Here is a 14,053-nt window from a genome sequence, read left to right as displayed (position 1 = left end):
CTACTTGAGCGAATCGCGGTATTCCTGTGGCGTCAGCAAGGTCGTTTTTTTGAAAAAACGGGTGAAATAGGACGCCGAATCGTACCCGATCCGCATGCCGACCTCGTGAATCTTAAGCGTGCTCTCGCCGAGCAGCCGCTTCGCTCTCTCGATTCTCGTCCTCGTGATATGGTCGCTGATGGTATGGCCCGTCTTCTGCTTGTACAATCTGGAGAGGTAAAACGGCGTCAAATAGACGTGCTCGGCCAGGCGGTTCAGCGACAGATCGCCCTCGATGTGCTCCTCCACGTAGCGATGAAGCTGTTCGACGACTTCGCTCGTCTCCTGCTCGTTGCCGCCTTCCATGCGTTCGAACAGCACATCCGCCAGCTCGCGGAAAAAGCCGGAGGCCTCCCTCCACGAACGATGCTCGCGGATCGAGAACAGCTTGCTCGGGATCGCGTGACCGCCGCCGGCGCCGAGCGCGTCGAACCGATTCAGATGCGGAATGAAGATCGCGGACAGCTCGTAGAACACCTCGAGCGGCAAGCCTGCCGCAAGCAGAGCCGGCTCGCCGACGGCTTCCGATATCTCGTCGAACAGCTGCTCGAATTTCTCCCGTTCCTTCTGCATCAAGTATTGATCGAGCAGGCGAATGCGCTTGACCTTGCTTCGCGCCTGCTCGTCCCCTCTTTCCTTCGCCCGGTCGTCCGACAGCAGCATCTGGCTGCCGAGTCCGAGCCCGCGGCCGAACAGCTGCGACAGCCGTTCGTATTTGGACGGGAGCGCGTCCCACTCGAACGGCTCGCTGGAGACGACGAACGAGCAGGCGAGCTTCAAGTATCGGCTGCAAGCGTCTTGCACGGATTCGAGCATCCCCAGCAAGTAAGCGTGCAGGTCGGCTTCCGGATCGGCTTCCGCGCTTGCGCCTGCGTGCAGCGGCGCCTTGCCGATGATCGCATGGCGATACCCCGACCCCGTCTTCGGCTGCAGCAGCCAGATCAGCCGCTCGTGATCGCCTCTGAAGTGCGTCAGGTCGAATTCCTGCGCCACGAATTCTTCGAAGATGTTGTTGATCGAATACGCGAACAACACCTTGTCGCCTCCCGTCGCATCCTCGCGCCAACGGTCGATCCGGCCGACGGCCATGACGACCTGCAAGTCGGGATCGAGCGGCACTTCAAGCTGCGCGAACCGTTCTCTCCGCGCGGCGGACGACGAGGCTTCCCCTTCCAGCAGCCCGGTCAAATACTCCTTGCGCAGCGCCGGCAGCGCCAGCTTAAGGGACGAGCGGGCGTTCGCGATTAATCCTTCGTAGGTCACCTCCTCGGCAATGACGCGAATGGCCTTCTCGATCGAGGCGACGATCGGATCGTCTCCTTCCGTCTTCAGCACGTAATCGATCGCTCCGCCGCGGATGGACGACTGGACATAATCGAACTCGTTATAGCCGGTCAGGAAAATCGACCTGCAGCGCGGCCACAGGCGCAGCACCTCCTTCTGCAGCTCGATGCCGTTCATCTCCGGCATCTCGATATCCGTCAGCAGCATGTCGATGCGCAGCTTCCGCGCGATCGCCAGCGCTTCCAGTCCGTCGAACGCTTGATAGACCTCCAAGGGATGGCCGGACTGCGAGAATAGCTCGCTTAAACCTTCGACGATGATCGGTTCATCGTCGACGATCAACAGTCGGTACATGGCATTTCACTCTCCTTTCGCGTCTTGCGCGTCTGTTGGTTCCGCGGATTTGTCCGAGGACTGCGGCATCGGCAGCCTCAGCGTCGCTTTCATGCCGCCCATTTCGCCGCGGGTTACGTACACGCCATACGAGGCGCCGAAGCGGATTTGCAGCCGTCGGTGAACGTTCAGCATGCCGGTATATTCCATATCCGCGCCCTGTTGCGCTAGATTCGCTTCGATCCGCCGCAGGTCGGCGTCCGTCAGCCGTTCGCCGTTATCCTCGACCGAAATGAGCAGTTGGCCATCCTGCTCGGTCATCGTCACGGCGATTCTGCCGTCCCTGCGCTTCGTCTCGAGCCCGTAATGGTACGCGTTCTCGATGAACGGCTGCAGGATGAGCCGCGGTACCCGCATGTCGCCGCAGCCTTCGGGCAGTTCGCTGAAATCGACGGCAATGCGGCTTTTGGCGAAGCGAATGTTCTGAATTTCCACATACGAGCGGGAGTGCTTCATCTCCGCGCCGAGCGGCACTTCTTCGGAGCCGTTGCGCGTAATGTACTGGAAGTATTCGCCGAGGTGCTGGCTGAACCGGATGACGCTGTCATGATCCTGCATCTTCGCCAAGCGGTATAGGATAAAAAAGGTATTGTACAGAAAGTGCGGATTGATCTGCGACTGCAGCTGCTTCAGCTCCGACGTCTGGGCGCGCAGCTTCTGCTCGTACACTTCCTGGATCAGCACCTTCAGATTGTTCGTCATCATGTTGAACCGTTGGAACAAGTATTGGAACTCGTCGCGCGCCTTTGGCAGCGGCATCGGCTCCATCTTTCCCGCCTCCACCTTGCGGAATCCGGTAATCATCCGATGCAGCGGCTTGCGGATGAGCTGATACAGCCAGTAAGAGTAGGCGACGATAAAGACGAGCGAGACGAACGACATCACCCATAGCAGCATCCGGTATTTGTCGATGGGACCGAGCATCTCGGCCGACGGCACGTACGCGATCAAATCATAGCCGAACGTAGGCGAACGTTTATAGGCGACAAAATAGGAACTCTTTCCCGCGGAGATCTGCGCGTAGCCTTCGCCGCTGCCGTCTTCGGGACGCTCCCTCAAGTAATCCGTGAGCTCTCTCGTAAGCGCTTCGTCGGTTCGATTGCCCAAGGACCAGCCGTGCTCCGAATTGACGAGCAGCGCTCCCGCGTTCTTGTAGTCGGAGAAGTTCTGCAGCGACTGCTTCATCATGTCCTCGTTGATCTCGACCGAGAGAACGTACGTTTCCTTCATATTCGGCAGATCGGAGCCCGGGTAGGCGATCGCCAGGAACAACCGGTTATTCCAGTAGTACTTGCCGACACCCCGGAGTTTGGATATGGAGGCGACGGCCTCGTATTCGGAACCGAGCGTGTCGCTGATCGTGGCATCGCTCGATATCGTCCGCTTCAGCGTCAGAATATGCGCGCTTACGCTCTTGATGTAGAGGCTCGAATTCTTGATCAGCTGAAGCTTGTCCTGGATGCGCTGCACCGTCTCCGTCCATTCTCCGATCGACATCGTATTGCTGACGAAGGCGGCGTGTTGGATGTCTTTGTCGACGATGTACTGCTGAAGCAGCTCCATCATCCGATCATTTTCCACCTCAAGCGAGTTGAGGTAAAAGTCGACCCGCGAGTTGAGCGACTTCGACAGTTCCTCGCTCACGCTCTTTTCGCCCAGCTGATTCATCATGAGGCCGATGCCGTAGATCGGAGCGACCACGAGCAGGAACGCGACGATCAGCTTCGGAAATATCGTCATTCGCCATTGTTGCTTTCGAAAAATATCCATTTCGAATCGCCCCTTATGTGAATTCGGCATGAGAACAACGATCAAACGAGCTTGCAGCTCGCCTCCTTCTCCGAAGTCAAGCCATCGGTCTGTCGGTAACTTCATCTTCCATCCTATTATAAAGCGCTTCCAATTGGAATACGACCCATATATCCCCAAATCGTAGTTTTCGAAGTTTCCGATAAAAATCACCGATCGGATCTTGGTCATGTACATGACGAAGGGGCTGCCGCCTGGCCAGCCCCTTCCGATTTCTGCATTTATTTGCGTGCTACCATAAATCCGACGATCTCATGAAGGTCATTGCCGCTGATGCACAATGTCACGTTTCCGTTATGATCGGAAGCCGAAACCTTTTTCGTTGCGCTCCCTTCGGCATGACGGTATTCAATAACCGCTTCGAAGTTGCCCTCTATCGTAAGGGCGCCGGGCGCAAACGGGATACAGGCCAGCTTGGAGCATTGCAAGATGTCCTCGTTGTCTTGCGCGATAATCGCCCACTCCCCCGTGAAGCGGATACCGGACAATTGCGGAAACGTTTTCTCGCCGCCTGACGCATGTCGCAATGCGAGGGCAGTTATCCGGTCACGGCCCTGATGCGACTCCACCCGTCCCCATGATCGGATGACCGGCTCGCGGCTCACGTCTCCGAAATCGGCGTCCAGCCATAACGGAGACCAGCCGCCGCCGGGCCTGCGCCATCGCTCGAGCGCAAGCCAGCGGAGCCGCTGCGAGGCGGTCATCGCCTTGCCGGCGCGATCGGCAGCTCCGAGCGTCAAGCCGTTGGTACCGACGACGGCCGTGTTGAGCAAAATCTGCTCCAACGCGTCCCAGTAATAGCCGGTCGACGTATTGATCGACATGCCGCGGCGCGCCGCGAGCGCCGACCACATGCAGCGCTGATTGTGCCCAATGGCCTCGTAAGCCGCACTGTCTCCGGCGTCGCCTAGATCGTCCATATTGATCACGTCGAAATGGTCGTGAAGCAGCGGATGCAGCCCATAATAGATAATCGCGATATCCGGTTTTGCCTCCTTTGCCGCGCCCGTAATGAGCTTGAGCAGTTCCGAGCAAAGCCGTTCTCCCCGCAGTTCCGGACGACGCGGCGCGCTTACGTCAGGCCCGGGCAAGCCATAGCCGAAATCCAGCTTCAGCGCCGCGGGATTCAACCGGTTGACGATGGACCTGGTCCGTTCCGTTAGAAACGCCCTGGTCCGCTCCGAGCTGGGATCCAAGCAGTAATGGTAGGATTGGCCGTATATCGGATCGCCCGACCAGCTCCAGAGCCTCGGCTTCCCGTCGGCTCCGCATAACAGATCCTTATCGGTCAAGCCGAACGCCTCAGGCTGTTCAATCCAGCCGATCGACTGCCAGACTGCAATTTCGAAGCCTTCTGCCCGCATATGCGCAATGTCTCGGTCAAACTCCGGAAACCGGTCATAGTCCGGAATTCCGCTGCTGTCGCAAGTCTCCCAATATTGGTCGAGCACGATCATATCGGCAGGAGCCGATCGCGAAACCCGTTCTGTGATGGCCCTCAGATTAAACCGTCCTTCCTTGAAATCGCCCCAAATGCATACGAACGATTTCGCATGAGCGGACGATTTGGGACCGCTGACCGGAAAGGTCTGATACAGCCGGTCGTAGGCATCGAATCCATGCATCCCCCAGGCAAGCCTGAGCGGTTCGCGCCAGCTTCGATTTAGAAGATCAGGCGCTTCCCACAAATCCTCCCTGTATAAATACTGCAGGCAAGCGGTGGCGGATCTTAACTGCAACGATAGCGCCGCATCCGGGATCGTTCCGGGTCCGAACGACAGCCAGCCGTCGCCGCCTCCCATCGCCGCCGCATAAAGCGGCCTCGGGTAAGCCGCCGCATAAGGCGTTCCCATCGCATCGCCGAAGCTGCCGAGAGGCAGCAGCGAATCGCCCATATCGAAAAAACGCCAAAAGCTGCGCGTCGGATTCGTGCCAGCGCACGGCAGGCAGTACCCTTCCGATTTCCAGTTCGGCCAGAACGGCTTGGCAAGCGACGGAGCGGCTCGGCGCTGCATGTCCGTCATTCGCTTCGTTCCAAAGTAAAGCGCCACGATACGGGCCGGCTGATGCCATACGACTTCCAGACCGGTAAATCGGATTCCCCAAGTTTCGATGATGACCTGCAGAGCGCCTCTGCCAAACGCGCCGAATTCAAGCGCGATCTGATAATGGGAGTCCGAAAGCGCGGACACGTTCAAGATCATCGCATCCGTATAGGATGGCAGTCCGTCGTCATCCGCCAACTCAAAAGAAGGCAGCAGGCTTCCTTGCCACGCGATGCGGCCATCCCGTTCGAGTACGGCCCGGTCCTGATCCGTTTTCCAACAAAACATCATCTGTCGTGCAGCGAGCTTGATTTCCGGAAATGGTTTCACCTTAGCCTCCCGTTTCATCACGCGTCGCCGCTCGTCAGGAAGCGATCCGCGCCTTCCGCCAGCCAGACGTCCCCCGTCTGCCGGCCCGCTCCCGTATCACGGATAAGATTCTCCTTCAGCTCGTTGTCCATGGACCCGGCATTGACGAAGAATCCGAATCCGTCGTTGTCTTCGATCACGTTGCGGTGCCACTTATTGCGGTTCGCCCCGTTGGCCGCGTTCACCGGGCGGATATAGACGCCGCCATTGCCGTTGCCGCGAATGACGTTTTCGGCGAACCGGTTGTCGGAGTCCTTATGTCCGATCGAGATGCCGGGCCCGGCGTTATGTTCCAGCACGTTGCGCTCGAACTCGCCGAACTGGACGCGCCAGCAGACGAACAGCCCCGCCGTGCCGTTGCCGATGCACGTGTTATCCTTGACTTGCGAGGAATGCGAACCGGCGCCGGGATGCAGCCCCGATCCTGTACAGCCGCGAACCTCGCAGTGAAGCACGGAGATGTTCTCGGTAATCTGCCAACTGATGCCGTCGCCGTTGAAGTCGCGCACGTAGACGCGCTCGATCCTGCAGTCGCGCGCCTGCTTCAGATAGATCCCGCCCGCCCGGCAGCCGCCGATCGGCTCGTTGGCCGCCTTATTGCCGTCGATCGCAAGGTCGCGCACGCGGACCTGCTCGGCGTCCACCGCCTCGATGATCGGGCAGGCGTTCGTTGCCATGCCGCCGTCGTCCGCGCGGTAATCGCGCTCGAGGTACCGGTCGAAGCGCAGCACGTTGCCGTCCACCGCCGTAATGACCGCCGTGCTTTCGTCCCATCCCCATTTTTGCGATTCGTCGAAAATTTGAAGCCCCATCCCGACCCGGAATCCGCTGGCGTCCGCCACCTCCGCGCGCAGCTCGCCGTAGTCGGCGTCGACGTTGAACGGGCTCTTGAAGCCGTCCGTCTTGCGCAGAACCGTCTCCGGTCCGGCGCCGGCCAGCGTGACCCGATCCGTCAGCCGAATCGGTCCGTACGCGTCATACACGCCTTTATCCAGCCGCACGATGCCGCCGCCGTGCCGGGTCGCTTCGTCGACCGCCGACTGAACGGCCATCGACGTGAAGCCCGGATAGTCGCTTTGCGGACCTCCCGCAGTCACTTCGATCATGCGATTGCGCAGCATCGGATCTCTCAGCCCCATCTCTCTCCTCCTCTCGATACCCCGTTGCACGTTCTCCGATATCGTCGCTTACCAGAATAGCTCCTTGCGTCCCCGCAGCTTCGCGAGCGCTTCAACGAAGAAATAATCGCCATAGATTAGCGATTCATCTACGTATACGCCGCGCGAATAATAACCGGTCGCATGCCGCAGAAGGCCTTCATGCTCGTCGCCCCATTCCGCATAGCGCCCGCACAGCGACTGGACGATCCGCTCGGCCGATGTCCGGCACCAAGCGGCGTCCTCGACTCCCGCTCCTCCGAAAGCCGTCAACTGCTCGGCCAGCTCCAGCAGACCGGACGCCGCGATCGCCGCCGCGGACGAATCTCTCGGCATCGACTCCTTGCCGGCTTCCGGCAGGAAGAAGTCCCAATAAGGGACGGCGTCCTCCGGCAGCTGCGAGACGAAGAACCGAGCGACACGCAGCGCAGCTTCGCGATACCGCGCCTCGCCCGTCCAGCGGGAGCTGAGCGCGAAGCCGTACAGCGCCCAGGAAGCTCCGCGCGCCCAAGCGGAATCCGCCGCATAGCCTTGTCCTGCCAGCGATCCGATAGGCGTTCCCGACTCCGGATCGTAGCGGAAAATATGGCAGACCGAGCCGTCAGGACGAAGGAAATCGCGCAGGACGGAGTCGGCGTGCCGGATCGCGATGTGCTTATAACGCGTATCCTCGATCTCGCGTCCTGCCCAATGCAGCAGCGGCAAATTCATCAGGCAGTCAATGATCGCCCAGCCGGCATGATCCTCTCCGTCCCAGTTCGGCCAGGCGCGGATGAACTCGCCCTGCGGATTGTACCGCCCGGCCAGAAGGTTGGCCGCGATGAGCGCATGCCGCTTGGCGTCCGCATCTCCCCCGCGCCCTGACGCTTCGGCCTGACGATGCTGGGCGACGCTGCTCAAGCTGAACATGAAGCCGACGTCGTGATGCAGCAGGTCGTAGGTCTGCAGCGTCTCCGCGAGCTGCCGCTCGCACGCTTCCGCGACGCATCGCAGCTCTTCGTCGCCGTTCTCGCGATACGCAAGCCACAGCATGCCCGGCCAGAAGCCGGCGACCCAATCGTGCGCCGGCCCCCTGACGTAGCGTCCGTTTATCGTTCCGTTCGGAAATGCGGCTCCGATCGTCCGGGCGTTCCGGCCGATTTTTGCTTCCGCCCGGCTCCATGCCTCGTCCGCCCAGCCCAAATCCCGTTCCGAACCGCGTTGCAGCTTATGCTCCGTCATGCTTCCACCTCTCCCGTAGCTCCTACACCGCCGGCTTCTCGCCTTGGTAGAGCTCGACGTTGTCGAAATAGTTTTGACCGCCGGCCCCGCCGACCTTCAACATCAGCTGCTGGTTAAGAGAAACCGCGCCGTTCACATCGTTCTCGTCCACGAGCACGCCATCCAGGAAGATCCTTACGCTCCGCTTCGCGCCGTCGTGCTTGAACTCCGCTTTGAAATGATGCCACGCGTCTTTGGTATACGAACTTGTCACCCAGCTCTGCCACATGCGCAGATGCAGCTTGCTCGCGTCGCTGCCGCCGTCGCTGTCATAGAATCTCTCGCTCCACCCGTTATAGAGCGCGTTTCCGGTGCTCGCGCCGCTGCCCATGAAGTCGTATTCCAAGGTGTAGCCGATTCCCTGCTCGAACGCGAGCGCCGGGAATTGATACAAGCTATTGCCGTCGATTTGCGTGATCTCGAGCGCCTTGCCGCCCGCTCCGCCCGGAGCGGCGACAATCGCGCTGCCGGTGCCGGCCCATCCGGCAACCTCGCCCGGAGCGCTGCGCGAATCGTAGTTTTCTTCGTACAAGACTGCGTATGGAACCTCAAGGTCCTCGAACGCAGCCGTTACGACGACGTCTTCGTCGGGCATCAGGAATACGTGGCTGCCGCCGGCTGTCGTCTGCTCCACGCCGTTGATCTTGAGCGAGGACAGCGTGTAGCCGTCCTCCGGGGCTATGGTCAGCGTGACGTTCTCGCCTTCGGCCGCCGTTGCCTTGTCCGCGGTGACCGAGCCTCCGGCGATCTCGCCGGGTACCGCGATGCCGTGCGGCGTCTTCACGCCCTCCCGCCGACCCTGATAGAGCAAGAAGTTGTCATAGTACGCTTTGCCGCCTTCATCGCTAAGGTAGCCGTTCTTCAGCTTCGCCGTCTGGCTCCCGGTAGCGGTGGCGCTAGCGACCGGGCCGTCGGCCATCAGGACGTTGTCGATATAGAGCGTAAACGTCCATTTCACGCCGTCGTGCCTGAACTGCAATTTGAAATGATGCCATTGGTTTTGGGTATATGTCTTCGCGCTCCAAGTGCTGGCCGAACGCACATTCATCATGCCGTCCACCGGGGCGTCGCCGTCGAACAGCCGTTGGCCGTCGTTCAAATAAAAGCTGGTTCCGTCGATGCCGCTGTCGCCCCTGAAGTCATATTCAAGGGTATAGTCGACGCCCGATTTATAGGAGATCCCGGGTAATTGGTACAGGTTATTGCCGGCGCCCTGCGTAATGGCAACCGCCTTGTCTCCGTTGCCGCCCCCCGGACGGTCGACAATCGCCGCTCTGTCGCCGGCCCATGCTCCTCCGCCGACACTGACGTCGGCGTCGAAGTTCTCGTCGTACAGAACGGCGTATCCGTCGCCGGCCTCTATCGCAACGAACGAAACCGTCACGGTGGCATCCTCGTCCGGCATGGCGAACAGGTACTTGTTATCGCCAAGGCTGGTCAGGCCGGCGGCGCTGCCGTTGACCTTGAGCGAGCCAGGTTGCATGTTGTATTCGGGATTCGGAGCAACGGTGAGGGTAACCAGCTCGCCCGCTGTCGCCTGAGCTTTATTCGATGTCACGCTTCCGTTCGCCGTCTGGCCGATCGTCACGTTGTGCGCCGCAGGCGCCGGATTATCGCCCGTGGTCACCATGACGAACGCCGGCTTTTCCGTGACTCTTACGGTCACCTTTCCGTCGGATAGCCGAGACTTTATGGATGTCGAGGAACCGGTCTCGCTATTGCGCACCAGCTCGACCAGCCTTACGTCCTCGATATCCGCTTGAGGTATGGCGGACAGATCCAGCTCGTAATCCACGTAGTTGCCGTCAATATCCCCCTTCGAGGTTCCGAGCCAGAGCGCGTAACCCTTGCCGTTATTCTTGTCTTGCTCGTCTTTCCCGGCGTTCTTGTCGTCGAAGCCGAATTGAAGAACGTTCAGCGCGTTTTCGGGCGTGGTATCGTTATTGGTGAAAGCGTTGCCCGACGGATCCCACGGTTCTACTTTTTTGGTATAGGCAGGGGTCTCCACTTCCTTCTCGAAGCGCATGTCGCCCAGCAAGCTGCGCATGGTCGCGACGTAGTACCATGCGGGTTTCTTGGCGTTCGGACCCTCGCCGAGCACGTCTTGGGTATCCAGATACCCGCTGGTATTGAATTTCCCGGCGGTACCCGTTCCTGAACCGCGCAGCATGAACTGCTGGGCGCGATCCACGCCCCACGACGACAGAAGCAGGAATTCCCTGACCATCCAACGGCCTTGCATCTCAAAACCGCCGACGACGTTTTGCAAGGTAGCCGGATCGTTCTTGCCGGGGAAGCCGGGATAAAGAGCGGGATTCAATTCGAGCTCGGCGTTGACGCCGGGATAATAATCCTGATTCGCTTTGGCGGTGGTCGCCGTGCCTTGGGCGCTGTCCCAGCCCAGCTCGGAAAGCCATACCTCGGCATTGGGATAATACAGCGCGCGAAGATTCATGACCCACTTCATCCCGTACTCGAGGGGAACGTCCTGGTTCCACGTCTGCTTGGTCCACTGGTCTTCCTCGGGCGCCACGCCGCCGATCGGCCTGCCGTTCGCGACGTCCTTGGAGTCGGGGGCATAGTGGTGCACGTTCAGTACGTCTACCGGGAACTGCTCGAACCGGTACAGGAAGTTGCCCGGTTCCTCGGGGTGTTCCTCTCCGAGCAGCGCTTCTTCTCTGGTGTAGGGCTTATTCTTCTCGGTATCGTGTTTCCGGTAATACGACCCCCCGTCGAAGAAATAGTTGATATCCAGGTAATCGTCCGGCGTTCTGTAGGTCAGGAACCACTCCGTCATCTCTTCCAAGAACTTGAGGTCGAGGCCGCCGACGCCCGCTATGGACAGCTTGGCATTGGGGTCGGCGTTCTTGATGCCCACGCCGGAGTAAGGCTTGCCGGTGGCCTTCTCGGTATAGATGTAATTCCCGTTCCGCGCGTTCACATCGATGTCCGTATCGTGCAGCCATGACTTCATGGAATTCATGTGGCCGTCGTAGTCCGCGCTCGTCATGGCCGCGAACTCGTAGCCGCTCACGCCCTTGAGGTTCAATTCGTTGCCGTTCTCATACGTCTCGATCAGGTTCAACCCGATTTCCTTGGAGGTGCCGGGGGCGACGTGCACCAGATCCGGATCGATGGTGCCGCCCTCCTCCGTGCTCTTGGCGCTTCCGTATCTAGCGACGTGCTGCCATAAGCTCATGGCGTGGCCCAGATAGGAATTGGGGTTCTCTTTGTCCCCGTCGCCCTGGTAATTGGGCATGTTGTACGCGGGATCCGTTCGCTCGGCGTCCCCGACATGCAGATTCTGCAGGCACAGATATACGATTGCGCCGGCGGCCTTCATGTTTCGGTAGAAAGCGTCAAAACTGCCCCAAGTGTTGGCGAACGCCACCAGCGGCCTTTCCGGATCGTCAATCATGCGAGGATCGTTGTCGCCTGCGCCCGCGTCGTTTCCGGCCATGTATTCCGTCCAGGCCCAAGTGTGGTATTCTCTCGTCGTTCCGCTGACCGGGACGACGTTGCCACCCAGGTCGGGATCATTGAAGAAGCTGTTGGTGCCGACAAACGTGCCGAAGTCAATATCGAAGTCGGGTACCGTCTGTGGTTCTTTGTTCCAGTCGATCGGTACGATGTCCCTTTTGCCGGTATCCGCGATCAGCGGTTCAAGCGGCAGGCCGAGCATAACGAACTCGGACAGGTTGACGTCGCGGTCGACCGTAATGATATCGTCCGCGAAATTCTTATATTTGTACGTACCGCCGCTCAGCTTTTCGATTTTGATCTTCGAGGCGTTCTTGATCTCGTCGTAGTCGTAACCGCCGCCGAAGCTGGCGGGGCTGGCGAGGTCCATGCGCACCCAGCCGTCGTCGTTGTTCATCGCGTAGGTGAACAGCTCCACGTAATGGTCATCCGCATAAGCGGACACCTTGACGGAACCGCCGGCGACCTGCCATTCGCTGGTCTGGTCCGGTATGGCGTCCGATGTGGCGCCGTACGCCGCGCCGTCGAAGAACCAGATCTCCTGCAGCGTATGCTTCTGATTGAGCGCGATCTCCAGCGTATTGCTGCCGCCCTCGCTCGTTCTCCATACGCTGTCGTTGGTTGGAAGCGCTTTCTCTTCGTCGCTGAGCACGGGCCGGTAGCCGTTCGGGGCCGCTGCGCTGATCTGCTCGAACGTCGTAAAGTCCTTGTAGTGCTCGTATCCGTCGAACAGCAGGTAAGGCGATCCGTCGCCTTCGGCCTTGCCGTCGTTGCCCAGCCAAGGGCGCTGCACCGCCGCCACCTTGCTGCGGGTGATCGGCTCGCCGACCATGACAAAGCTCGAAAGGTTTACGTCGGTGTCGAAATTTCGGTAGACGTCGGCGCCTTCCCACCAGTGGTATTTATCCTCGCTCACCTTCTCGATTTTGATTTTCGAGACTCGCTTGATTTGATCGTAGGAGAGGTTCGTATGATTGGCGAAGCCGCTGAGATCATGGAGATCTGCCTGCACCCAGCTGTCAGAATTGTTCATATCGTAGGAGAACAGCAGCTCGTACCGCTGCTCGTCTTCCAGATAGCCGTACACATTGATAGACCCGCCGACGACCTCCCACTTGCTGCCCGCGCCTTCCGGATCGTCCGGGACGTCGGGAACCGGATGATCCGGATCCGTAAAGTTCCAATACGCCGAGGGGCGATACGCGCCGCCGTCAAAGAACCAGAGCTCATCCAGATCATGACGCTGTTTAAGCTCGATCTCGAGGGTTCTGTTCGTATCCCATGCTGCTCCGGCTCCCGATCTCCAGACCTTGTCGGTATTGCCGTTCGGGATCAGCTTGTCGTCCTGGCTAAGTACGGGCCAATAGCCGGACGGACTCGCTGCGCTGATCTGGTCGAACGTCTTGAAGTCCTTATAGGTCTCGTATCCGCGGAACAGCAGATACGGGTTGCCGGGCGTCGTATCCTCGCCTTTTTCGCCCAGCCAGGATCTTTCCACGTCGACGACCTCCCTGTCGCCTATGGTGACCCATCCGTCGTCGGCGGCAGGGCTCGTCACCTGAACGGTCAGCTGGCCGGACTGGGCGATCAGGCCGCCTTTTTTGTCCAGCGCTTTGCCGATAAGCGTGTATGCTCCCGGCTCGTCATAGGCAGCCGTAAAGGCAAAGGTTTGCGACTTGCCTTTTTTGATCTGTTTGATGTCCCAGGCGTGCTCTCCCGCGACGATGCCGATATTGTTGTAGGTACCCTTGCTGCCGTTATTGGACACGACGACCGTATAGGTTACCGTATCGCCCGGTTCCACGGATGTTTTATCCGCAGTCACGGACACGTCGATCCCTGCCGCTGTGCCTGCAAAAGCCGGGATCGGAATGCTCGTCGACAACATCATGATTACGACAATCATAACTGCCAATAGCCTGCGTTTCATCATCATTCCCCCTCTTCAAACTGGTGGTCCCACGCGCGTCTGGCAAAATGCATAAGAAACATAGCCCTGTTTCCGCGAGGTTGGCGACGCTTGACTTTCGACGTCGGGCCCGGTGCGTATAAAGTAACACATTCTAACGGCAGTAAAAATTGTATTTTATTGCCTTTCGTTTACTTTCTATGGCTTATCGACGAGAATGCTTCAGCCGCTTTATCGAATACACACGTCGTTCATTTGCACTTTTTTGCGGGTACAAAAAAAAGACCGCCGACCGTATAGGTGGCAGT

At 59.2% G+C, this 14,053-nt stretch carries 6 protein-coding genes; all 6 read right to left on the bottom strand.

Features of this window, described 5'->3' with window-relative positions:
- The 6 genes from GT019_RS14005 to GT019_RS13980 all read right to left on the bottom strand — a co-directional run bounded on the left by GT019_RS14005 (position 1) and on the right by GT019_RS13980 (position 13,742).
- The gene (locus tag GT019_RS14005) at positions 1 to 1,677 is read right to left on the bottom strand and encodes a response regulator (RefSeq protein ID WP_161743797.1); all 1,677 of its coding nucleotides are present in this window, start codon (positions 1,675 to 1,677) and stop codon (positions 1 to 3) included.
- A 6-nt stretch (positions 1,678 to 1,683) separates the two neighbouring features.
- A complete protein-coding gene (locus tag GT019_RS14000) occupies positions 1,684 to 3,486 on the bottom strand; it encodes a sensor histidine kinase (RefSeq protein WP_161743796.1) in 1,803 nt (600 codons plus the stop codon).
- Between the two features lie 260 nt (positions 3,487 to 3,746).
- Positions 3,747 to 5,900 (bottom strand): alpha-amylase family protein, encoded by a 2,154-nt coding sequence (locus tag GT019_RS13995; protein ID WP_161743795.1) that lies wholly within the window; start codon positions 5,898 to 5,900, stop codon positions 3,747 to 3,749.
- 17 nt (positions 5,901 to 5,917) lie between these two features.
- Positions 5,918 to 7,078: a right-handed parallel beta-helix repeat-containing protein gene (locus GT019_RS13990; protein WP_161743794.1), complete on the bottom strand. Its 1,161-nt coding sequence runs from the start codon at positions 7,076 to 7,078 to the stop codon at positions 5,918 to 5,920.
- A 48-nt stretch (positions 7,079 to 7,126) separates the two neighbouring features.
- Positions 7,127 to 8,317 carry a glycoside hydrolase family 88 protein gene (locus tag GT019_RS13985; RefSeq protein WP_161743793.1) on the bottom strand — a complete coding sequence of 397 codons (1,191 nt, stop codon included), beginning with the start codon at positions 8,315 to 8,317 and terminating at the stop codon, positions 7,127 to 7,129.
- A 22-nt stretch (positions 8,318 to 8,339) separates the two neighbouring features.
- Complete coding sequence (locus GT019_RS13980) at positions 8,340 to 13,742, bottom strand: InlB B-repeat-containing protein (protein ID WP_161743792.1); 5,403 nt, start codon at positions 13,740 to 13,742, stop codon at positions 8,340 to 8,342.
- Positions 13,743 to 14,053 lie beyond the last annotated feature (311 nt).

Source organism: Paenibacillus glycinis (assembly GCF_009909185.1).
GTDB classification, from domain to species: Bacteria; Bacillota; Bacilli; order Paenibacillales; family Paenibacillaceae; genus Paenibacillus_Z; species Paenibacillus_Z glycinis.
This window is presented reverse-complemented; position numbering and strand designations above follow the sequence as displayed.

Bases quoted from the DNA above. Each gene is read 5' to 3' on its own strand.
- GT019_RS14005 (WP_161743797.1), bottom strand. From the start codon at position 1,677: ATGTACCGACTGTTGATCGTCGACGATGAACCGATCATCGTCGAAGGT.
- GT019_RS14000 (WP_161743796.1), bottom strand. From the start codon at position 3,486: ATGGATATTTTTCGAAAGCAACAATGGCGAATGACGATATTTCCGAAG.
- GT019_RS13990 (WP_161743794.1), bottom strand. From the start codon at position 7,078: ATGGGGCTGAGAGATCCGATGCTGCGCAATCGCATGATCGAAGTGACT.
- GT019_RS13985 (WP_161743793.1), bottom strand. From the start codon at position 8,317: ATGACGGAGCATAAGCTGCAACGCGGTTCGGAACGGGATTTGGGCTGG.
- GT019_RS13980 (WP_161743792.1), bottom strand. From the start codon at position 13,742: ATGATTGTCGTAATCATGATGTTGTCGACGAGCATTCCGATCCCGGCT.